The sequence below is a fragment of the Dyella flagellata genome, from assembly GCF_030160275.1.
Taxonomy (GTDB): domain Bacteria; phylum Pseudomonadota; class Gammaproteobacteria; order Xanthomonadales; family Rhodanobacteraceae; genus Dyella_B; species Dyella_B flagellata.
In genome coordinates this window covers 403,574-425,439 of sequence record NZ_BSOA01000003.1, presented here as the reverse complement: position 1 = coordinate 425,439, position 21,866 = coordinate 403,574, and the positions used below count along the sequence as shown (strand labels likewise).

The 21,866-nt window shown below is 62.7% G+C and carries 20 protein-coding genes; 9 read left to right on the top strand and 11 right to left on the bottom strand.

The genetic code is table 11. The annotated features are described in order from the left end of the window. Positions 1-25 precede the first annotated feature (25 nt). Complete coding sequence (locus tag QQJ96_RS03545; protein ID WP_284330563.1) at positions 26-940, bottom strand: LysR family transcriptional regulator; 915 nt, start codon at positions 938-940, stop codon at positions 26-28. A gap of 82 nt (positions 941-1,022) precedes the next feature. On the opposite strand from QQJ96_RS03545, the gene QQJ96_RS03540 reads away from it, so the two are divergent. Both QQJ96_RS03540 and QQJ96_RS03535 read left to right on the top strand, forming a co-directional pair. Continuing rightward, positions 1,023-1,853: a class I SAM-dependent methyltransferase gene (locus QQJ96_RS03540; RefSeq protein ID WP_284330562.1), complete on the top strand. Its 831-nt coding sequence runs from the start codon at positions 1,023-1,025 to the stop codon at positions 1,851-1,853. 11 nt (positions 1,854-1,864) lie between these two features. Next, positions 1,865-2,362, top strand: a complete 498-nt coding sequence (locus tag QQJ96_RS03535) for a hypothetical protein (RefSeq protein WP_284330561.1) — start codon at positions 1,865-1,867, stop codon at positions 2,360-2,362. A gap of 92 nt (positions 2,363-2,454) precedes the next feature. Here the strand turns inward: QQJ96_RS03535 and QQJ96_RS03530 are convergent, their stop codons facing one another. Both QQJ96_RS03530 and QQJ96_RS03525 read right to left on the bottom strand, forming a co-directional pair. Then, the gene (locus QQJ96_RS03530) at positions 2,455-3,294 is read right to left on the bottom strand and encodes an HD-GYP domain-containing protein (RefSeq protein ID WP_284330560.1); all 840 of its coding nucleotides are present in this window, start codon (positions 3,292-3,294) and stop codon (positions 2,455-2,457) included. A gap of 211 nt (positions 3,295-3,505) precedes the next feature. Beyond that, entirely contained in the window at positions 3,506-5,443 is a 1,938-nt protein-coding gene (locus QQJ96_RS03525; RefSeq protein ID WP_284330559.1) for an acetyl-CoA hydrolase/transferase C-terminal domain-containing protein, read from the bottom strand. 98 nt (positions 5,444-5,541) lie between these two features. On the opposite strand from QQJ96_RS03525, the gene QQJ96_RS03520 reads away from it, so the two are divergent. The 4 genes from QQJ96_RS03520 (at position 5,542) to QQJ96_RS03505 (ending at position 11,788) form a co-directional block, all read left to right on the top strand. Beyond that, positions 5,542-6,993 (top strand): phospholipase D-like domain-containing protein, encoded by a 1,452-nt coding sequence (locus QQJ96_RS03520; protein WP_284330763.1) that lies wholly within the window; start codon positions 5,542-5,544, stop codon positions 6,991-6,993. Positions 6,994-7,114: 121 nt separating this feature from the next. Next, positions 7,115-8,482, top strand: coding sequence for an exodeoxyribonuclease VII large subunit (xseA, locus tag QQJ96_RS03515; protein ID WP_284330558.1), 1,368 nt, complete (start codon positions 7,115-7,117; stop codon positions 8,480-8,482). A gap of 211 nt (positions 8,483-8,693) precedes the next feature. After that, positions 8,694-10,343 (top strand): acetolactate synthase large subunit, encoded by a 1,650-nt coding sequence (locus QQJ96_RS03510; RefSeq protein WP_284330557.1) that lies wholly within the window; start codon positions 8,694-8,696, stop codon positions 10,341-10,343. Positions 10,344-10,345: 2 nt separating this feature from the next. Further along, positions 10,346-11,788, top strand: a complete 1,443-nt coding sequence (locus QQJ96_RS03505) for an aldehyde dehydrogenase family protein (RefSeq protein WP_284330556.1) — start codon at positions 10,346-10,348, stop codon at positions 11,786-11,788. A gap of 111 nt (positions 11,789-11,899) precedes the next feature. Here the strand turns inward: QQJ96_RS03505 and QQJ96_RS03500 are convergent, their stop codons facing one another. Further along, entirely contained in the window at positions 11,900-12,730 is an 831-nt protein-coding gene (locus tag QQJ96_RS03500) for a class I SAM-dependent methyltransferase (RefSeq protein WP_284330555.1), read from the bottom strand. Between the two features lie 87 nt (positions 12,731-12,817). Beyond that, the gene (locus QQJ96_RS03495; RefSeq protein WP_284330554.1) at positions 12,818-13,774 is read right to left on the bottom strand and encodes an AraC family transcriptional regulator; all 957 of its coding nucleotides are present in this window, start codon (positions 13,772-13,774) and stop codon (positions 12,818-12,820) included. 190 nt (positions 13,775-13,964) lie between these two features. Between QQJ96_RS03495 and QQJ96_RS03490 the strand changes: the two genes are divergently transcribed. Next, positions 13,965-15,026, top strand: a complete 1,062-nt coding sequence (locus QQJ96_RS03490; protein WP_284330553.1) for an NAD(P)-dependent alcohol dehydrogenase — start codon at positions 13,965-13,967, stop codon at positions 15,024-15,026. A gap of 47 nt (positions 15,027-15,073) precedes the next feature. Here the strand turns inward: QQJ96_RS03490 and QQJ96_RS03485 are convergent, their stop codons facing one another. Continuing rightward, positions 15,074-15,880 (bottom strand): YdcF family protein, encoded by an 807-nt coding sequence (locus tag QQJ96_RS03485; protein WP_284330552.1) that lies wholly within the window; start codon positions 15,878-15,880, stop codon positions 15,074-15,076. A gap of 35 nt (positions 15,881-15,915) precedes the next feature. Between QQJ96_RS03485 and QQJ96_RS03480 the strand changes: the two genes are divergently transcribed. Both QQJ96_RS03480 and QQJ96_RS03475 read left to right on the top strand, forming a co-directional pair. Next, the gene (locus QQJ96_RS03480; protein ID WP_284330551.1) at positions 15,916-16,503 is read left to right on the top strand and encodes an IMPACT family protein; all 588 of its coding nucleotides are present in this window, start codon (positions 15,916-15,918) and stop codon (positions 16,501-16,503) included. Between the two features lie 80 nt (positions 16,504-16,583). Beyond that, on the top strand, positions 16,584-18,356 hold the full coding sequence (locus tag QQJ96_RS03475) for an ABC transporter transmembrane domain-containing protein (RefSeq protein WP_284330549.1): 1,773 nt from the start codon (positions 16,584-16,586) through the stop codon (positions 18,354-18,356). Between the two features lie 166 nt (positions 18,357-18,522). On the opposite strand, the gene QQJ96_RS03470 is transcribed toward QQJ96_RS03475, so the two are convergent. From QQJ96_RS03470 to QQJ96_RS03450, 5 genes are all read right to left on the bottom strand, one after another. After that, entirely contained in the window at positions 18,523-18,729 is a 207-nt protein-coding gene (locus tag QQJ96_RS03470; protein ID WP_126682719.1) for a cold-shock protein, read from the bottom strand. Positions 18,730-18,880: 151 nt separating this feature from the next. Then, complete coding sequence (locus QQJ96_RS03465) at positions 18,881-19,633, bottom strand: S-methyl-5'-thioinosine phosphorylase (protein WP_284330547.1); 753 nt, start codon at positions 19,631-19,633, stop codon at positions 18,881-18,883. A gap of 128 nt (positions 19,634-19,761) precedes the next feature. Further along, a complete protein-coding gene (locus tag QQJ96_RS03460; RefSeq protein ID WP_284330546.1) occupies positions 19,762-20,319 on the bottom strand; it encodes a hypoxanthine-guanine phosphoribosyltransferase in 558 nt (185 codons plus the stop codon). 10 nt (positions 20,320-20,329) lie between these two features. Then, the gene (nagZ, locus tag QQJ96_RS03455) at positions 20,330-21,331 is read right to left on the bottom strand and encodes a beta-N-acetylhexosaminidase (RefSeq protein WP_284330545.1); all 1,002 of its coding nucleotides are present in this window, start codon (positions 21,329-21,331) and stop codon (positions 20,330-20,332) included. After that, the gene (locus QQJ96_RS03450; RefSeq protein ID WP_284330543.1) at positions 21,331-21,864 is read right to left on the bottom strand and encodes a CYTH domain-containing protein; all 534 of its coding nucleotides are present in this window, start codon (positions 21,862-21,864) and stop codon (positions 21,331-21,333) included. The genes nagZ and QQJ96_RS03450 overlap by 1 nt, the downstream gene beginning before the upstream one ends. Positions 21,865-21,866: the final 2 nt, after the last annotated feature.

The following is a 21,866-nucleotide window of genomic DNA, read 5'->3' as shown; positions in this document are numbered from 1 at the left end:
CCGATGCTGGGATTGTCATCCCAGCCTACTGTTTGCGGCTGCTTTTCACATGATCGATGAAGGCGCGCAACTTCGGCAGGATCTGCCGACGGCTCGGGTAATAAAGAAACACGCCCGGTATCACCGGCGCAAACGGCTTCAGCACCTGCACCAACTTTTTCGTGCGTAAGCCTTCGGCGGCGATCGGCTCGGGCACCTGGGCAAGACCGATGCCTTCGACTGCCGCGCCAAGCATGGTGGGAAAATCATTGGCGATGAAGGGGCCGGATACGGCGATCTCGATCGGGTGACCGTTGTCGTTGAACGACCATAGCGCGAGTGCGCCATTGGATCGCCGCCATCGCAGGCAGGCATGCTGGCGCAAATCATCCGTGCGTAGCGGGCGATGGCGGCCGGCGAAGTAGGCAGGACTGCCGACGACAACGAGACGGAACGGTGGCGTCAACGGCACCGCCACCATGTCGGCAGCGATGAACTGACCCATCCGGATGCCGGCGTCGAAGCCTTCCGCTGCAATATCGACCAGTTCCTCGCTGGCGGCGATCTCCACTTCCACCTCGGGATAGGCCTTGCTGAAGGAGGCGATCAATGGCTCCAGCAGGATCGGCACCACCGCACGCGGCACGGAAAGACGCAGCAATCCTGCCGGCCGCTGGCCAAGTCCGCGCGCCACTTCGCCAGCGGCGACCAGCTCTTCGAAGGCGGGTTTGGCGCGAGAGAGAAACCGTTCACCGGCTTCCGTCAAACCGACGCTACGCGTTGTGCGTATAAACAGTGCAGCGCCCACGCGCGCTTCAAGTGCACGTACCGCCTGACTGATGGCCGATGGCGTCACCCCGAGTTCCGCGGCTGCGCGGCGAAAGCTGCGATGCTGGGCAACGCTCAGGAACGCCTCCACGCCATCGAGCGCGCCCTGTCTGACTGTGAAGTTCTGCTTCATAGCCCGTCAACATTGTGATGAATAGTCGCTCGTGCGAGGCGATGGTACACCTAGCCTGCCGATTCGAAGCGAGGAACTAGTCATGACCGATCCACTTGATGGCGTACGCGATCACTATCGCGCAACCGGCCTGACCGAGCGGCTGAAGAGTGCGCTTGCGGTTTGGGGGCCGGAGGATCAGCCGCTCACGCCGCAGCAGTTGGCTAGTCTCGATCAATTCCATACCCGTGGTCTTGCCGCCACGGCCGAGCTGGCCGAGCTGGCCGGCATCACCGCCAGCATGTCGGTGCTGGACATCGGTTCGGGCGTTGGCGGACCGGCCCGCTTTCTGGCTGCAAGCTATGGCTGCCGGGTCACGGGTATCGATCTTAGCGAACCGTTCGTGGATGCAGCGCGCTATCTCACCCGGCGCACGGGACAGGACGATCAGGTGTCGTTCCATACCGGCAGCGCGCTGGAACTTCCCTACGACGATGGCCGCTACGACGTCGTGTTGCTGCAACACGTAGCGATGAACATCGCCGACCGCGCCCGGCTCTACCAGGAGATCCGGCGCGTGCTGAAGCCGGGTGGCAGGTTTGCGACGTTCGACGTCGTCGCCAACGGCGGCGAACCACACTACCCCGTTCCCTGGGCGCGAACGCCAGCAACGAGTTTTCTACTGACGACCGATGCGACTTGCGAGGCGATCGAAGCAGCAGGATTTCGCACGCTGGCCGCAAAAAACGATACCGATGCGGCCAAGGCCTGGATCACTCAACTACGCGCATCGGGGCCGCCACCTTCACCCAATCTCGGCGTGGTAATGGGGCCGGAGTTCGCGCAGCTCGCCGCCAATCTGGGGCGCAATCTGCTGGAAGACCGGCTCGGCATTCTGACCGCTGTATTCGAAGCTGCGCCATACAACGCCTGACAGGAGGCACCATGCCGTCGGAACTTATCTTTGGATCGCATCTCGTGCTGGGCTACGTCGCGTGGCTGCTTTGCTTCGGCGTGTATGTCTGGCCCAGGCTCAAGTCCATGCCTTTGTTCGAAGCGCAACGCGCCATCGCCAGCTTGCACAGCTTCCGTTTCTTCGGACTGGTGTTTCTCCTGCCGGGGGTCGTCAGCCCGGATCTGCCTGCCAGCTTCGCCACATTCGCAGCCTATGGCGACCTGGCAACAGGACTGCTGGCGATGCTGGCGCTGTGCACGGCACGGATACGCCCCGTGTTTTGGCTGTTCGTGGTGGCGTTCAATCTGGTGGGAGTCACCGACCTCGTTGTCGACTACTACCACGCTACCCGGATCAACCTTCCAGCGCAGGCGGGAGAACTGGGCAGCATGTATGCGATCCCGATCATCTATGTGCCCTTGCTGATGATCACGCATATCGCCGCGTTCTATCTGCTGCTGCGCCCTCGCCCGCAAGCGGCTTCGTAGGCTGGGATGACAATCCCAGCATCGGATTGCCGTGTGGGGAGCTGGGATTATCATCCCAGCCTACGCCGCCTCGTCGCGGCAACCTTTCCGAATCAGGTGTTCAATGCCAGCGCCTTCAGCTCACTGTAGTGGTCGAGAAACAGTTGTACCAGATGGGGATCGAGCTGCCCGCCTGCCGCATCGCGCAGGTAATCCAGCACTTCGGGCTCCGGCCAAGCCGGTTTGTACACCCGCGCAAAACTCAACGCGTCCCATACGTCCACCACACTGAAGATTCGTGCGGCCAGGGGAATCTGCTCGCCCTTCAAGCCTTGCGGGTAGCCGGTGCCATCCCAGCGCTCGTGATGGCTGTACGGAATGGCGCTGGCAGCGCGCAGGAAGTCGACCCGCTGCAACATGTCGTAGCCCATACGCGGGTGCGTGCGCATCAGCTTTGTTTCTTCTTCGTCCAGCTTGCCGGGCTTGATCAGGATGGCATCGGGCAGCGCGAGTTTGCCGATGTCGTGCAGCAACGCGCCAAACTTCACGTCGCGCAGGGCATCGCTTTCCAATCCTTTGAGCCGTCCCAGGCCCAGCGCCATGCGCACCACCCGTTCGGAATGATCGCTGGTTTCCTTGTGCCTTATGTCCATGGCTTCCACCAGCACCCGCAAAGCTTGCTCGTGGCTGTCGAGCAAGTGCTGATTGGCTATGCGCAGTCGCTGCACCGTACGGCCGATCATCCAATACAGCAGGATCCCGGTGCCCAGGACGAACCCCCATCCTTTCGCGATCTGGTAAACGATGAGGCGATGCGGATCGTGCACCAGGTAGCCCAGCACATGCCCGGAAAACCAGATCCATGCCGCCGAAAGCAACATATAGATGCCGGCGGTGCGCGATTGTGGGCTGAGTTTGATCACGGCCAGCAAGCGTTCGGCAGATGCGCGCATGCGCACGCAGCAGCACCCGAACTCAGCAGGCGATTGCCATCGCTGTCACGAAAATTGGCCAAGGCCACGCTCTTGCTCCCCTGTGGCGTTTTCTGGAAGACGCATTCTGCCACTCGCCGAGTGAAACACGCTGTGCGGCTTTGCGCAATTCGTCCGCCGTCACAATCCGGCGAATCGATCGCCATCATCTAGGCTTCTACGCGCCAAACAACTAGCGCCGCAATGCGGCCTGCAGCAGGCGACGCTGCAGCCAGTCACTCCATCGCTGGGGCGCCGTCAGCCCCATCCGTTCCAAGGCCGTGCTTTCTTCCGCCGTGGCTTCGCCAGGTCGCAAAACCGCCTTGAGCAATTGCCACCTGCCCTTCCAGGTAACACTCGACGATTGCAGCCATGCCAATGCCGGTAGCAGATGCTGTTCCACCTCGGTGAAGTCGCTGCCGAACGGAAACTTCGGTAGCAGGCCTTTGGCGGCAGTTTCCGCCAACGCCTCCTCCAGCATCTGCGGACGGTGTTTGCGCCAGGCATCGGGAATCTTGAAGTCCGCGGCCAGCTTGCCGTGCGATTTGGCTTGTGCCGCCAGCGCATCCACAAACCGCGCATCGCTGATCGCCAGCATGGCTTCGATGCACTCGCTGTCGCTCTTGCCGCGCAAGTCCGCCACGCCGTACTCGCTCACCACGAGGTCGCGCAGGTGTCGCGGAATGGTGATTTGCCCGCAATCCCAGCGGATGTTGGTCTCCACACCATTGCGGCCCTGACGGGTCGCGCGCTGGAGCAGGATGGAGCGGCCGTCGGGCAACTCATGCGCCATGGCGACGAAGTTGTACTGGCCGCCGACGCCACTGACCACGCGACCGTCTTCCAGCGTATCGGAAGCGGCGGCGCCCAGCAGGGTCGACATCATGCAGGTATTGAAGAAGCGCGCGCCGCGACGCTGCAGCGTGGCCAGTGCCTGGTGATCGCCGTAGAGCTGGTTGACGTTGGATACCGGGCACATGTCGATTGCATCGACATCGCTGTTGGCCGTCGTTTCCAGCCAGTCGTAAAGATCGCGCGAACCGAGGAAGAAGGCGCCCCGCAAATAATGCCCGCCGGGCACATCGTCCGGCAGGCGTCCCGCGGCGGCAGCGCGTTCCAGCGCGAGATTGTCCCAGCTGCGACGCTTGAGAATGCCGGCCTTGGCCAGGTGCATGAAACCGTCCATCACCATTTCGCTGCAGCCGTACAAACCGCCTTTGAAACCGCCAAGACCACCCATGCGCTCGGCCAGGCGGTGGGTGGTGCCACGCGGATCCAGTGCAACCAGCGCCTTTCGCCAGGCCACATTGTTCTGTTGCCGCAACAACAGGCCTTTGACTAAGGCATCGGACAATGCACCGATACCGATCTGCAGGCAGCCGCCGTCCTTCACCAGCGCGCTGGCATGCAGGCCCAGCGCGTATTCGACCGTATCCACCGGCCCCCTGGGTACGGCAAACAACGGTGACGATGAAGCGGGTGCCAGCTCGATGTCGAAGAAGTCCTGCGGCACTTCCGCATCACCACCGATGTAGGGCAAAGCCGGATGCACCACCGCCACGCACAGGGGCCGCGATTTGCCGGCCGCCTTGACGCGATCAAGGAAATCCACGGTGAGATCGGGATTGCACGAAAGACTGTAGCGGACGCCGGCCGGCGTTTCGCGACGCGACACGAGCTGCACGAGCAGATTGATGTCCTGCACGATCAGATCGCGCGCCACGTGCGTGTAGTTCTGACTGATGTAATTGCGCTGCGCGCCAGCCGATTGCAGCAGCGCGCCCGCCAGCATGTAGAACTCGTGCACCGCCACGTTCGGCGGCAGCTTGCCATGCAGCTGGTCGATGGCGTACTGAGGATCTACGTAGTCGGCGCCGAAATGGCGCTCCACGAACGGCTCCAGAAAACGGGCTTCGAATTTGTGCTTGGCCCGTGGACGCATCAGCGACAGGGCGGTGTACAAGGTCATCGATCGCCAGGTGTCGCTCTGCATCAGGCCATACAAGGCATTGAGCAATCCGTGCGGCTTGCCCAGTCCCAAGGGCGTCACCACGCGCAAGTCGGCTCCCAGCCGCTCGACGATCAGCTGCACGCACGCATCGGTGTCCGTAAAGCGCTGCTCTGGCAACATGGGGGGATCATAAGCGGGGAATGGGGAAGCGGGGAACAGGAAGCGTGAAGTCGGCGACGACGAACGAACACGACTCCCTTGCTCCTTATACTTCCGGCATGTCCGCCGCGCTGCCACCCGACCCCAATCGCGTACTAGCCGAACAGGCCTTGAGCCGTGCCGCCGGTGCCCCGCTGCTGGGCGGCAACAAGGTGGATCTGCTGATCGATGCCGAGCAACACTTCGAAGCCTGGCTCGCCGCCATCGGCAACGCGCAGCATCGTGTGCTGCTGGAGAACTACATCTTTCGCGACGACGAGGTGGGCCGCACTTTCCGGGACGCCCTGGTGGAGCGTGCGCGCAGTGGCGTCTACGTCGCGGTGATCGTCGATTGGCTGGGATGCCTGGGCCAATCCGGCGCGGCATTCTGGAAGCCGCTGCGCGAGGCCGGTGGTGAAGTGCGCGTGTTCAATCCGCCCCAGCTCGGACAGACCCTGGGCTGGCTGAGCCGTGATCATCGCAAGCAGTTGGTGGTGGATGGGCAGTGGGGATTTCTGTCCGGCGTGTGCATCAGCGCGAAATGGCTAGGCGATGCGTCACGCAAGGTGCCGCCGTGGCGCGATACCGGCTTGGCGTTGCGTGGACCGGCGGTGTTGGAACTGGAAGCGGCATTTGCCGACAGCTGGGTGGCCACAGGCGGCGCGCAGCCGATCTACGCGCCACTGGCAACGCCCGCCGGCGACGTCGCATTGCGCGTAATCGCCACCCAACCGGCCACGGCCGGCATGTATCGGCTCGATCAGCTGATCGCGGCCATGGCGCGGCGCAGCCTATGGTTGACCGATGCGTACTTCGTAGGCGTAGCGCCTTACGTGCAGGCACTTTCCGCCGCCGCGCGCGATGGTGTCGATGTGCGCCTGCTGGTGCCGGGCACCAGCGATATCCCGCTGGTGGCCAGCATGTCGCGCAGCGGCTACCGGCCCTTGTTGAAAGCCGGCATTCGCGTGTTCGAATGGAATGGCTCGATGCTGCACGCCAAGAGCGCGGTGGCGGATGGCCAATGGGCACGCGTGGGCTCCTCCAATCTCAATCTTGCCAGCTGGTTGAACAACCGCGAGATCGACGTGGCGATCGAAGATGCCGGCTTCGCCGCGCAACTGGCCGCGCAATACGAGCAGGACTTGCAGAACGCCACCGAAATCGTGCTCGCACCGCGCCGCCATCGGCGTGGCGAGCGGGTACGCAGCAGCGAAACTCGTCCACCGCAAACGCGGCATGCGGGCGGCAGTTCCAGCCGTGCCGCGGCCGGCGCCTTGCGCATCGCCAACACCATGGGGGCTGCACTGACCGATCGCCGTGTATTGGGCGATACCGAAACCGGTGCCTTGCTGGCGGTCACGCTGCTGCTGGCCGTGCTGGCGGTACTGGCCATGCTTTGGCCGGCCGTGGTGGCTTGGCCGATTGCGCTGCTGGCCGTGTGGCTGGCGATCAATACCGGCATCCGCGCCTGGCGCATGCGCAGACGGCATTTGCGCCGGCTACGCGCAATGCGCGATAGCGACGATTCATAAACGCCGACCAACCCAAACAGCTTTTGCCTTCAGCTACTTGGCGAATATGAATGAGGCTCCGCATGCGCATCGTGCGCCAATGCAATGTTCCTCAAGCCTTTCGTGCTAGTCTCCCGCCTCCATGCACGCACCCGACGACTTCAACGAAGGGGCCGGCGGCAAACCGCCACGGCACGTTCTCACGCCCAGCACGCTCAATCGGCTGGTGCGCGGGCTGCTGGAAGATGCCTTGCCGCTAGTGTGGATCGAAGGTGAGCTGTCCAACGTGGCGCGTCCGGCTTCCGGCCATTTGTACTTCACCTTGAAGGACAGCCTGGCACAGGTGCGTTGCGCCATGTTCAAGACCAAGAGCATGGGCCTGCGTTTCCGGCCGGTGGATGGCGCACATGTGTTGGCGCGCGCGCGCGTCGGTCTATACGAGCCACGCGGTGAGTTCCAGCTGGTGATCGAGCACATGGAGCCGGCCGGCGAAGGCGCGCTGCAACGCGAGTTCGAACGGCTGAAGGCGCAGCTGGATGCCGAAGGCCTGTTCGCGCAGGAACGCAAACGCCCCCTGCCCCGCTACGCACGCCGCATCGGCGTGATCACCTCGGCCACCGGCGCCGCGATTCGAGATGTGCTTAGCGTGATGTCACGCCGCTGGCCGCTGGTGGAGGTCGATGTGCTGCCGGTACCGGTGCAGGGCCGCGAAGCACCGCCGGCCATCGTATCCATGCTGCGCAAGGCATCGGCTTGCGGACGTTACGACGTGCTGTTGCTCACGCGCGGCGGCGGTTCGCTGGAAGACCTGTGGGCTTTCAACGACGAGCAAGTGGCTCGCGCCATTCACGCCAGCGCCGTGCCGGTGGTGAGCGCGGTCGGGCACGAGATCGACTTCAGCATCGCCGACTTCGTTGCCGACTTGCGCGCGCCCACTCCTTCGGCGGCGGCAGAATTGCTGGTGCCCGATATTCTTGCCCAACACCGGCATCTGGAGCAGTTGCGCCAGCGCGTCACGGCCATCCATGAGCGGCGTTTGCAGACGCGCATTCAACGCATCGATCATCTGCTGGCGCGGTTGCAAGCACAACGTCCGCAGGCACGGCTGGAGCGCGATCGCCAACGCTTGCAGCAGTTGCATCGCCGGCTGCTCGCCTGTCAATTGGTACAGAAGACGCGAAATGCGGTACAGCTTGATCGTGCCTATACACGGCTGCTCTCTCTGCATCCACGCCACTACGTTACGATCCGCCGCCAGCAACTCGAACAGCATGCGCTGCAATTGCGGCACCTGATCCAGCACAAGCTGCAGCGCGAACAATGGAACCTGCAGCAGACCGCCCGCGCCATGCATGCAGTGAGCCCGCTGGCTACGCTGGAGCGTGGCTATGCGATTCTGTTCGATGCGCAAGGCAAGGTGCTGCGTTCGGCCCAGAACGTGGCTGTCGATACGCCATTGCGGGCGAAGCTGGCGGATGGGGAGCTGCCGCTTCGCGTCAGCAAAGAATAACGCGCCATGCCCCCTCCCCTCCTACACGGAGGGGAGGGGGCAGATATCCGCCAACTGAGACATAGCACTCTCGGGTTGCGCTTAGGGAAGAAAGTGATTCGAGGCAAGCTGGATCGCGAGTGCATTCATTCTTCACACGACTCAAACGTATTCCCGCAAGAATCGAACTTTGGAGTACATATAGCGGCTGTATCTTTCGAGAGGACGATGCATGAAAGCTGCGTCATTGTTCGTGAAAGCCCTGGAAGCCGAAGGCGTGAAGTGCATCTTTGGCGTGCCGGGCGAAGAGAACCTGGACTTCGTTGAAGCCTTGCGCGAATCCTCCATCCGCCTGATCGTGACCCGCCATGAACAGGCGGCCGGGTTCATGGCGGCGACCTGGGGCCGGCTCACCGGCGAGGTGGGGGTGGCGCTGTCCACCTTGGGGCCTGGCGCCACCAACCTGGTGACCGCTGCCGCCTATGCCCAGCTCGGCGCCATGCCGATGTTGATGATCACCGGCCAGAAGCCGATCCGCACACACAAGCAGGGCCTGTTCCAGCTGGTCGACGTGGTGGACATGATGCAGCCGCTCACCAAGTACACGCGCCAGCTCGTGTCGGCAGCAACGATCCCGGCGCGCATTCGCGAAGCGTTTCGCCGCGCCGAGGAGGAACGCCCCGGCGCGGTGCACCTGGAGCTGCCCGAGGACATCGCCCGCGACGAAGTCGAAGACTACGTACTGCTTCCCACCGAATACGCGCGCAGGCCCTCTCCCGACGACGCCGCGCTGGTGCAAGCGGCCGAAGCGATCAGCAGCGCACAACACCCGATCCTGATGATCGGTGCCGGCGCCAATCGCCAGCGCACCGCGGTTGCCTTGCGCGCGTTCATCGACAAGCTCGGCATCCCTTTCTTCACTACGCAGATGGGCAAAGGCGTGGTGGATGAAGAGCATCCCTTATGGCTGGGCAACGCTGCGCTTTCCGATGGCGATTTCGTGCATCGCGCGATCGACGCGGCGGATGTGATCATCAATGTCGGCCATGACGTGGTGGAAAAGCCGCCGTTCTTCATGCAGCGCGGGCGGCGTACGGTGATCCACATCAATTTTTCCTCGGCCGAGGTGGATACGGTCTATTTCCCGCAGATTGAAGTGGTGGGCGATATCGCGCATACGGTGGAACGCCTGACCGACGCGCTGGGCCCGCAGGAGCAGTGGGACTTCCGCTATTTCGACCAGGTGCGTGTAGCGTTCCAGGCACAGCTTGGCCAGTACGCGAACGAAGAGCGTTTTCCCATGCATCCGGTCCGCATCGTCGCCGACACCCGCCGCTTCATGCCGGACGACGGCATCCTGTGCCTGGACAACGGCATGTACAAGCTGTGGTATGCGCGCTACTACAAGGCGCGCCAGCCCAATACGGTCCTGCTCGACAACGCGCTTGCCACCATGGGTGCCGGCCTGCCTTCGGCGATGGCCGCCAAGATGGTCTACCCGGAGCGCAAGGTGCTGGCGATCTGCGGCGATGGCGGTTTCATGATGAATGCGCAGGAGTTGGAAACCGCGGTGCGTCTCAAGCTCGACCTGGTGATCCTGCTGTTGCGCGACGACGCCTACGGCATGATTCGCTGGAAACAGGCCGAGATGGGTTATACGGACTACGGCATGCAATTTAGCAACCCCGACTTCGTGCGTTTCGCCCAAGCGCATGGTGCGCACGGGCATCGCCCATCCAGCGCGGACGAATTCCTGCCCACCCTGCAGCGCGCCTTCGACCAGGGCGGCGTGCACCTGATCGACCTTGCCATCGACTATTCGGACAACCATCGCGTGCTCAACGAAGAAATCCGCAGTTTGAGCGCGGCGGTGAAGGAGTGACCATGCTCGACAAGACCTACCCTTATTACCTGGCCAACGAACCGCGCACCTCAGCCACGATGATGGAGGTGTACGACAAGTACAGCGGTGAAATCGCCACGCGCGTAGCCGTGCCGGATGAGCAAGCCACCGAGGCAGCCATCCGCGCCGCAGTGCAAGCCACCGGCCCGATGAAAAAATTCAAGCCGTGGGCGCGGCAAGCCGTTCTGCAGCACTGCGCGCAACGCTTCCAAGAGCGCCATGAAGAGCTTGCGATGGCGTTATGCGTCGAAGCCGGCAAGCCGATCAAGGATGCCGCAGGCGAAGTGACGCGCCTGATCGATACCTTCCGCATTGCCGCCGAAGAAGCGGTGCGCATCAACGGCGAGACCTTGAACCTCGAACTGGCCGAGCGCCTGAACGGTTACCACGGCTTTACGCGTCGCGTGCCGCTGGGGCCGGTATCGTTCATCACGCCATTCAATTTTCCGCTGAACCTGGTCGCGCACAAGGTGGCACCGGCCATCGCCGCGGGTTGTCCGTTCGTACTGAAGCCTTCGGAAAAAACGCCGATCGGCGCCCTGATCATCGGTCAGGTGCTGGCGGAGACCGATCTACCCAAGGGTGCGTTTTCCATACTGACGCTGGACGGCAAGCACGCCACGCCGCTGGTGGAAGACGCCCGGCTGAAGCTGCTCTCTTTTACCGGCGGGCAGATCGGCTGGGATCTGAAGGCACGCGCCGGCCACAAGAAGGTCACGCTGGAACTGGGTGGCAATGCGGCCTGCATCGTGGATGCCGATCAGGCTGGGAACCTGGACAGACTGATCGAGCGGCTGATCTTCGGGGCGTTCTACCAATCGGGCCAAAGCTGCATCAGCGTGCAGCGCATCTATGCGCATGCATCGCTGTACGAGGAGTTGAAGCAGCGCCTGGTCGAGGCCGTCAAGCAGTTGCAGGCCGGCGACCCGAAGGACAAGAGCGTGTTCTTAGGTCCGATGATCGACGAAGCCGCGGCCACGCGCCTGGAAGGCTGGATCAACGAGGCGCAGCAGGCCGGCGGCAAGCTCCTGTGCGGCGGCAAGCGCAAGGGCAATATGCTCGAAGCCACCGTGATGGAGAACGTGCCCAAGGACGCCAAGGTCAATCGCATGGAGGTGTTCGGACCGTTCGTGCTGCTGGTGCCGTTCGAGCACATCGATGAGGCGTTCGCCTTGGTCAATGACTCCGATTACGGCCTGCAAGCGGGCATCTTCACCGACCAGCTCACCCATGCGATGCGCGCCTGGGATGAGCTGGAGCAAGGTGGTGTGATCGTCAACGACGTGCCGAGTTTCCGTGTGGACAATATGCCGTATGGCGGCGTGAAGTTGTCAGGCGTGGGACGCGAAGGCGTGCGCTATGCGATTGAAGATATGACGGAGATCAGGCTGATGGTGATGCGCGGGGCGTTCCCCGGCGCATGAAATTTTGTAGGCTGGGATGACAATCCCAGCATCGCTTGTGCTGCATGCACGGCAATGCTGGGATTGTCATCCCAGCCTACGCCGGCACTTCAAGTTTCACGCAAATCTCAACTACGCTGCCTTGGCAGTAATGGGCAGGCCAAGCTTGGTGCGATGGATGATCCCCCATTCGGGATGGTCGGCAGCGTGCAGACGAATATCGGTGAAACCCGCCTCGCCAAGCTGCCGGACTAGATCCGGGTACGAATAGATTCGCAGCTCAAGAGTAGAACCGTCGCCGCCGTGGAAGCAAAGATTGGTGAATCGCTGCTCCCTGCCGTCCTTGGTCACGTTCACTAGGACACGGCCGGCGCCCTCACCCTCGATCCGGAATTGATGAAGATCCGGATAGTGCTCGATCGTAGTCTCGTGAAAACCATAGGGTACCGTGAGGGCAAGGATGCCTCCCGTCTTCAATAAGGCACGTAGGTTAGCCAATGTGCGGTCGGTGGATCCCTCCACATGCTCCAGCACATCAGAACTGACGACAAAATCGAACTGGCCAAGGTAATGCCGGGCCGGCGAGCGGATGTCCAGCATGGGCTCGATGTGGTAGAAAGTGTTGAGGTAGTCGAACTTGCGCTGCAAGGCGAATGCGTATACGCCCGCATCGCTCATACCTATCCCTTTGACATGCTTGCGCCTCGGGATTCGCGTGAGCGCTCGGACTTGGCCATCACCGTCCAGTTCGGATTGCAAGGCCGCAACGATGGCGCGGAAACGCAGCGTTGATCCACAAACGGCACAACTACGCATCTCGCGTTCTGACAAAACATCGGGCGGGGCTGTCAGGCGAAAACCGCAGATATTGCACACCGGCTTTTCTGCCGTCGGCGTGTTCGAAGGCAACACCCGATGGTAAAAACCTTTGGTCAGGTTTTTTAGGAAATGAAATAGATACATACGCTCCCTGGAGACAATGATTCTAGATCAATCAGCAGCGCTGGGCATAAGGCTTGCTCAGCGGCAGGTTGGGCGTTGCATCTTAGCCTACGCAGGCACATCCAGCTCCACGCAAGCCATATTCCCAATCGCCCGCAGGCGCATCACATCCCGCAACGGCGGTGCACCATGTTGCCGGCTGTATTCGCGACTGAACTGCGAGGGGCTTTCGTAGCCTACGCGATGTGCTGCGGTCGCCACGTCGCAGCCTTCGGTCAACAGCAGGCGACGCGCCTCGTGCAGGCGCAACACCTTCTGGTACTGCAGCGGACTCATCGCGGTGATCTGGCGAAAATGATGATGCAGCGATGACGGGCTCATGTTGACCATGCCGGCGAGCTCGGCAATCCGCAGGGGCTTGTTGAAATGCTGCCGCAGCCAATGGATAGCCCGGGCAATCTGCTGCCCCTGCCCGCCGGCACTAGCGATCTGCGCCAGGCGCGCGCCCTGCTCGCCCGTCAGCAGCCGGTAAATCAGTTCGCGCTCGATCAATGGCGCGAGCAACGGCAGGTCTTGTGGCGAGTCGAGCAACCGTACCAGGCGCAACAGCGGATCGAGCACTTCCGGGCTGGCCGGACTGAGCGCGATGCCGCGCGCGGTCGCATTGAGGGGCTTGGGCAGCTTCACCTCCGACAGCCATTCGCCAATGCGCAGGGGATCCAGGCGCAAGGTGATGCACAGGCACGGCTCCTGCGGCGAGGCGCGCACCACCTGGGCGGTTACCGGCACGTCGATCGAATTGATCAGGTAGTGGCCGTATTCCTGCTCCAGGCGCTCCTCACCCACCAGAACATGCTTGTTGCCCTGCAGAAGCAGGCCCAGGCAGGGTTCGTACAGGGCGCAGCTACGGTCGCTGGGCGTGTCGGCACGGAAGAAAGACAAGGCCGGCCAAGCTGTGGCCGTGACGCCCTCAGCCTGGGCGTATCGTTCAACGATGGCTGTCAATTCCTCGTAATCCTGCTCGAGGCGGGACGGCATTTCGATCGGCTGGAACTGCGTATTCATGCGGAATGCGGCCTGTCAGGAACGGGGAAAGATTGCCTGTTCCTGCAGGCCAAGGCGAGTCCTGGACGGACGATTTGCAGGATCGAGCAAGCATTTAGCAGGATCCGGCTACCCGGCCCTTGCCGCACTGCGCATACTTTGCCCCTTGGCCTTTCCTCTCGCTTGGCTTCACTCCCCTTAGGAGCACTGCATGGCACTCAACATCCGCGGCTACGCCGCGCAATCGGCCACCTCGCCACTGGCACCCCATCAATTCGAGCGGCGCGATCCGCGCGCGGATGACGTGGTGATCGACATCCTGTATTGCGGGGTTTGCCACTCGGACATCCACCAGGCGCGCAATGAATGGGGCGGCTCGCGCTATCCGCTGGTGCCCGGCCACGAAATCATCGGCCGGGTGGCCGCGGTCGGTGCCCAGGTCACCGGCTTCAAGCCCGGCGACCTGGTAGGGGTGGGCTGCATGGTCGACTCCTGCCAGCACTGCGCCGCCTGCCAACAAGGCCTGGAGCAGTATTGCAAGGAAATGCCCACGTTCACCTACAACAGCGTCGACCGCCGCGACGGCTTGACGACCTATGGCGGTTACTCCGAGCGCATCGTGGTGAACGACAAGTTCGTGCTGCGCGTACCGGAGGGCGTGGACCCGAAATCCGCCGCGCCGTTGCTGTGCGCCGGCATCACCACCTGGTCGCCGCTGCGTCACTGGCATATCGGCAAGGACCACAAGGTGGCCATCGTCGGCTTAGGCGGCCTCGGCCACATGGGCCTGAAGTTCGCCAAGGCGCTGGGTGCGGACGTCACGCTGTTCACGCGCTCGCCCGGCAAGGAAAACGAAGCGCGCCGACTGGGAGCCGATCACGTGGTGCTGTCCACCGATCCCGAGCAGATGGCGGCCGTCGCCGGCCACTACGATTTTATTCTCGATACGGTGCCGCACCAGCACGATCTCAATCCGTACCTTGCCACGCTGAAGCTGGACGGCGTGCACGTGCTGGTGGGCCTGGTGGAACCGGTCAACCCGCCGGTGCATGCCGGTGGCTTGATTTTCGGTCGCCGCTCGCTGGCCGGTTCGCTGATCGGCGGCATTGCCGAAACGCAGGAGATGCTGGACTTCTGCGCCAAGCACGGCATCGGCGCGGATGTGGAGATGATCGGCATCCAGGATATCAACCAGGCTTACGAGCGGATGCTCAGCAGCGATGTGCGCTATCGCTTCGTGATTGACATGGCGTCGCTGAACAAGTCGGCGTGACGTGTACTCCCTCCCCTGCTGCACGCAGGGGAGGGAATTGTGCTTGATCAAGGCGCCCCATACCTGCTCGGCGGCGCGTTCCATCCCAACGCGTTGTACATGTAATACGTAAGCACACCCAGGTATTCGTGCAGGGACGCTTCGGTCAGCGCCAGGTTCCAGCCGTTGGGAAACAAGGTCAACCGCGCATCTTCGTAGTCGGCCCGCACCGGCAAGGCATCGATGCCGAAGTGCGTGAAGTACATCTGTGAGCGGCGCATATGCACGGCCGCCGTCACCAAGATCACACGCTGTGGTGCGTAGGCCTTGAGCATGGGTTGCACGAACTGCGCGTTCTGCCAGGTGTTCATGCTGCGCGTTTCGAGCATCAGGTCGGAACGATCCACGCCCATGCCCAACAGTACATCACCATACGCCTTCGCTTCCGTTACGCCGTTGCGGAAGGGATCCCCGCCGCTGACGATCAGCTTGCAATCGTTGCCGCTCTGCTTGCATTGGCGATACAGCGTGTAGCCCTCGGCAAGCCTGCCGCCCGCGAACACGGTGGGGCCTACCTCACCGGTCGCGACAACGCGCGAGGTACCAACGCCCAGCACGACAATCGCATTGCGCGGCTCCCAGGTGACCATCGGCCGGGTCGCATACGGTGCTTGCAGCCGGGTGAGCAGCCAGGCCGGCAAGGGTCCGCAGCAGGTCGCCTCGAACAGCGCGAAGGCCACGACAAAGCAAACCCATCCGCCCCGGCTGCGGCGAAGCCTGTAACCCAGCAGGCAAATCAGCAACAACAGCAACAACATCAAGGCTTCATCCCGAGCGAAACGGGCAGCGTAACGCAAGTCACGGGAAACGCCCATGTGACCCCCGCTTGCGATTCCCCTACCCTGTCTGGATGCTGCATACCCTCACTGCCCCGTTTCAACACAGCGAAGAGATTCGCAAAAGCCACTTCCTGGCCCAGGCCGCGCCGGTTCAAACCCCGCAGCAAGCGCTGGCCTACGTGCAGCGGGTGAGCGATGCCTCTGCCACCCACAACTGCTGGGCCTACCGCATCGGCCAGGACTATCGCTTCAACGACGACGGCGAACCGGGCGGCACGGCCGGGCGCCCTATCCTGCAGGCGATCGAGGGCCAGGGCATCGACCGAGCGGTGGTGGTGGTGACACGCTGGTATGGCGGCATCAAGCTCGGCGCCGGCGGTCTGGCGCGCGCCTATGGCGGAACCGCCGCCGAATGCCTGCGGCTGGCCGCGCGCACGCCGCTCGTGGTCATGGCGCGATTGGGGCTGCGTTGCGATTTTGCCGAGCTTGCCCTGATGAAGGCCCGGCTGAAGGAGCTTGGGGTGGAGTTCGAACAGGAAAGCTTCGAGGCGGACGGCGTCACGCTGCGGATGCGCCTTCCTGCGGAGCGGGTAGGCGAGGCCAAGGCGCGCATCGTCGATATCAGCCGCGGAAGGAGCGAGGGCCATACCTTGGAATGAACCACGCTGCGCAGGCCCGGGTGGATTGAATCACCCCGGACCATCCCTATGTGTCACCTGACCCCCCAACTCCAAGCCCTATGAGCACAACGCCCGCGAACGATCCCAAGCCCCGTCGCCGCATCGGCTCCCTGAAGCTGCTCTGGCCCTTCGTGAAACCCCATCGCATGCTGGCGGTGGGCTGGCTGGCGTTCCTAGGCATTTCCTCCAGCGCCACCCTGGTGCTGCCGATGGCAGTGCGACACATGATCGACCACGGTTTTCGCGGTTCCAGCCTCGCCGCGATCAATACCAGTTTCATCGGCCTGTTCGCGGTCGCCCTGGTGATGGCATTTGCCACCGCCGCGCGCTTCTACTGCATCTCACTGCTTGGCGAACGCACGCTCGCCGCGTTGCGCGCAAAGCTGTATGAGCACGTGATTCGTCTGGACGTGAGCTTCTTCGAACGCAACCGCGTGGGCGAATTGATCTCGCGCCTGGGCACCGATACGGAAGTGGTGCAGGCGCTGGTCGGTTCCGGCATTTCAGTGGCATTGCGCAGCGCGGTGATGCTGATTGGCGCGACAGTGGCGATGATCTGGACCAGCCCGCGCCTGGCCGGCCTCACCGCCCTGGTCATTCCTGCGGTGGTGTTGCCGATCCTGATTTTTGGCCGCCGCGTGCAGAAGCTTTCGCGCGCCAGCCAGGACCGCCTGGCCGACGCCGCGGCCATCGCCAATGAAACGCTCAACGCGGCACCCGCGGTAAAAGCCTATGCGCGCGAAGGCATCGAAAGCGGACGCTACGGCAACGCCATCGCACTCGCCCTGGCGAGCGCACGCGCACGCATCGGCATGCGTACGTTTCTTACGGCCGCGGTGATCGTGTTGTTCTTCGGCGCCATAACGCTGGTGCTATGGGTGGGCGCGCGCGATGTGTTGGAAGGCGTCCTGGATGCCGGTGTGCTTGCGCAGTTCGTGGTGTACGCCATGCTTTCCGGCGGTTCGATGATGGGCCTTTCCGACGTGTGGGGCGACGTACTGCGTGCTGCCGGCGCGATGGAACGCATCAACGAATTGTTCCATGAAGAAGCCAGCATTGCCGACCCGCCGCATCCGCAAGCCTTGCCGCAGCCGGTGCGCGGTGCCTTGCGCTTTGAAAACGTCGACTTCCATTACCCCACCCGGCCGGACGCCCCTGCGCTGCACCAATTCAACCTGGACATCCGCCCCGGCGAAACGGTGGCGCTGGTCGGTCCGTCGGGAGCCGGCAAAAGCACGGTGTTTGCATTGCTGCTGCGCTTCTACGATCCGCAACATGGACGCATCCGTTTCGACGGCATCGATCTGCGTGCGATGAACCTGCCCGACCTGCGCGGCGCGATTGCCTTGGTGCCGCAGGAAACGGTGATTTTCGGTGCTACCACCGCCAACAACATCCGCTTCGGCCGGCAGGACGCCAGCGACGAGGAAGTGCGCGCGGCGGCCCGCGCCGCCGAGGCCCACGATTTCATCCAGATGCTGCCCGACGGTTATGACGCGGAACTGGGCGAGCGCGGCGTACGCCTGTCTGGCGGCCAGCGCCAGCGCATTGCCATTGCACGCGCGATCCTGCGCAACGCGCCTTTGTTGTTGCTGGACGAAGCGACCTCGTCGCTGGATGCCCAATCGGAAGCTGCCATCCAGCAAGCCCTGGAACGACTGGAAAAAGGCCGTACCACCCTGGTGATCGCCCATCGCCTCGCCACCGTGCAGCGCGCGGATCGCATTGTGGTCCTGGATGGCGGGCGCATCGTGGCGCAAGGCACGCACGAAAGCTTGCTCGCCGAAGGTGGGCTGTATGCGGAACTGGCTCGATTGCAGTTTGTGGCGTAAGTTGGGGGCGACAATTCCGGTTTTCGCCTTGCATCGATCTAAATCTTGTTTCAAAAAGGAATCGTTGCAAAGAAAAAGAAAGCCACGCATTTGAGCATTAAAAAAGAAAGCCCTGCGTTAGCAGGGCTTTCTCGTTAGAACTGCATGGTAAACAACGATGGCTTGATCAGCCTGCGAGTTCGACGCCGGACGCCTGGGCGCCCTTCGGGCCCTGGGTCACTTCGAACTTGACGCGCTGACCTTCCTGCAGGCTACGGAAGCCCTTCGAATTGATCGCAGAGAAGTGGACAAACACGTCCTCCCCACCGTCCTCGGGCGCGATGAAGCCGAAACCCTTGGCATCGTTGAACCACTTGACCGTACCGAAACGCATTTGCGTGAACCTCTGAATCTAAGGACTGGATGCACCAAGTCTCTGCGAGAACCACCTCTACCCCTAGGTCCGCCGCCCCTGGCACGGGCGAAGTATCCTCATGTTTTCAGGCAAAGCGCAATATGCACCCCCGCATAACCGGTTAGGATGATCAGCTTTTGAGCAATTGGGCAAGGATGGGGGGGACCCCGGCAGTCGCCGCCGCCAGGTGCGCAAAGATTTCCTCGATGCTGATTTCCGCCTCGTCGCCGCAGCCGGCGGCGAAGTTGGCGACCAGCGCCAGGCAGGCGTAGTCCAGCTCGAGTTCGCGCGCCAAGCCCGCTTCCGGCATGCCGGTCATACCGACCAGGTCACAGCCGTCGCGCTTCATGCGGGCGATTTCCGCGCGGGTTTCCAGACGCGGCCCCTGGGTGGCGCCATAGCAGCCGCCGTCGATCACCGCTATATCCGCACGTTTTGCCGCTTCCAGCAGCGCAACACGCAAGGAGGAGGTATACGGCTCGCTGAAATCGATGTGCCTGACCTCGGCGCCTTCCACGTCGCAAAAGCTGGTGTAGCGGCCATGGGTGTAATCGATGATCTGATCCGGCACGACGAGGGTGCGCGGCCCCATGTCGTGGCGAATGCCACCCACCGCATTCACCCCGATCACGCGGCGCGCGCCCAGGTGGTGCAATGCCCACAGGTTGGCACGGTAGTTCACCCGGTGCGGCGGCAGGGTATGGCTTTCGCCATGGCGGGCCAGAAAAGCGATGCGGCGGCCGGCGAAGTCGCCTATTACGACATCGCCGGAGGCCGGGCCATAGGGTGTGTCGACGCTTTGCCGCGTGGCGTTTTCCAGACCGGGAAACTGGTACAGGCCGCTGCCGCCGATGACGGCGAGGTCGATGTGGGCGTGAGTCACTGCAAAACTCCTAGGCAAATGACGAGCCCGTCATTCCCGCGCAAGCGGGAACCCATCTTGATCTGCTGCAAAAATGGATTCCCGCGAACGCGGGAATGACGGCCCTATAGATTACGGTTGCTTAGTGGTTATTCTTTCAACGCGTAGATGGCAGGCAGATTACGGCCTTGCTCGTAATAATCCATGCCATAGCCGAAAACGTAGCGATCGGGCAGCTCCACGCCGTTGAAATCGCTTTGAATACCTTCCACGCAACGATCGTGCAGCTTGCGGCAGAGCGTGGCGACCAGAACGCGCTTGGCGCCGCGGCGCAGGCAGTCGTCGCGCACGGCCTTGAGGGTATGGCCCTCGTCGAGAATGTCATCCACCAGCAGGACAACGCGCCCCTGCAACGACACAGAGGGCTCGCGCAGCCAATGCAGATCCTTGCCGGAGGTCGCCCCGCGATAGCGCGTGGCATGGACGTAATCGAATTCCAGGTCGGTGCGAATCGCCAAGGCCAGCTGGGCGCCGAACATCAGCGCACCGTTCATCACGGTTAGAAATACCGCGCGCTCGCCATCGAGTGCCGCATCGACAGCGCGCCCGATATGGGCGATGACGGTTTCCAGATCCTCTCGTTTGAACAGCAGCTCGGAACGGGTCAGCGCTTGCGCCAGCGCGGGAACGGACGAAGTGGTAGTCATAGGCAAGCCCCTAGCTATTCAATGCTGTGACACGCGCGACGAAATGATCGCGCTGCGGGTTGTCGAGCAGGCTGGCCCAGGTCGAGCCGATTGCACCACGCAAGGCTGCGATGCGCCGCATGCTGGCTTCAGCCGGTTTCGGCATGGCGGCAATGGCCTGTTCGACCACTTCGGGAAAACAGGCGAGCACCAGATCGCAGCCGGCTTGCAGGTGCGCATGCACGCGCTCGGCCACGCCGCCGGCAATACCGGCTGCCGCCATGCTGATGTCGTCGCTGATCACCACGCCCTGGAAACCAAGTTCCTCGCGCAGGACCTCCTGGATCCAGCAGCGCGAATAACCCGCGGGCTGATCGTCCACCGCTGGATACACCACGTGCGCCATCATCACCGCCTCGGCGCGCGCGGAAAAACCTTCCAGGAACGGGCGCAGATCTTGCCGCCGGATCTCATCCAGCGAGCGCGGATCGATCGCCTGCGCCTTGTGCGTGTCGACCGCCACCGAACCATGGCCGGGAAAATGCTTGAGCACCGCCGCCATGCCGCCGAGGTGGATGCCGCGTACGTAAGCATGGATCAGCTCACCGGCGACATCGGGGTCGGCATGAAAAGCGCGCGTGCCGATCGCCGCATTGCCGCGCGCCAGGTCGGCGACCGGCGCGAAACTGAAATCGACGCCACTGGCACGCAGTTCGCTCGCCATCACCCACGCATGCTCTTCGGCCAGCTTGATGGCTTCGGCGGGATCGCGGTCGTACACCTCGCCGATCTTGATCAAGGGAGGCAAGCGCGTGAAATCGGTACGGAACCGCTGTACCTGCCCGCCTTCCTGGTCGACCGCCAGCAGGAAATCTTCGCCGGCCGCGGCACGTATCGATTCGGCCAGCGCGAGCAACTGTTCGCGATCACGATAGTTGCGCGAAAACAGGATCACCCCCGCCACGCCGGGGGCCGTAAGCCACACCTGTTCGTGCGGCAGCAGTTCGGTGCCGGCAATGCCGATCAGCAGCATCAGACGCCCTCCCCTGCCGGCAAGTCGGAGGCGTTGCGCTCCTCATCGCTCCATTCGGAGTATGGGTGTTCGAGCAGGTTGACGTTGTAGTAGCGCGCCAGGCTGCTCACCTCGCGCCCCAACCAAGCAGGTCGCGGATAGGCGGCATGCGCCTCGGGCATTTCGAGTTCCGCCACCACCAGCCCGCTGCTGGCGCCGAGGAATTCGTCGATCTCGAACATCCAGCCTTCGACTTCCACATGATGGCGAAGCTTTTCGAGCACGCCGTTGCACATGGTAGCGAGCATGGTTTGTGCATCGGCTAGCGCCAGCGGCAATTCGTACTCGGCGCGCGCAATGCCCAGTTCCACCGATTTGATATTGAGCCAGGCCTGCTCGCCACTGATACGTACGCGTACCGACGCGCGCGCAGTGCCATCGCGAAGAGCCCGCACATCGACCAGGTAACCCTGTGCGATGGGTTTGCTGGAATTCACTGACGTGCGCCAATCGTCGTTGGCGAGCAGGAATTTGCGTTCGATTTCGATGCCCATAG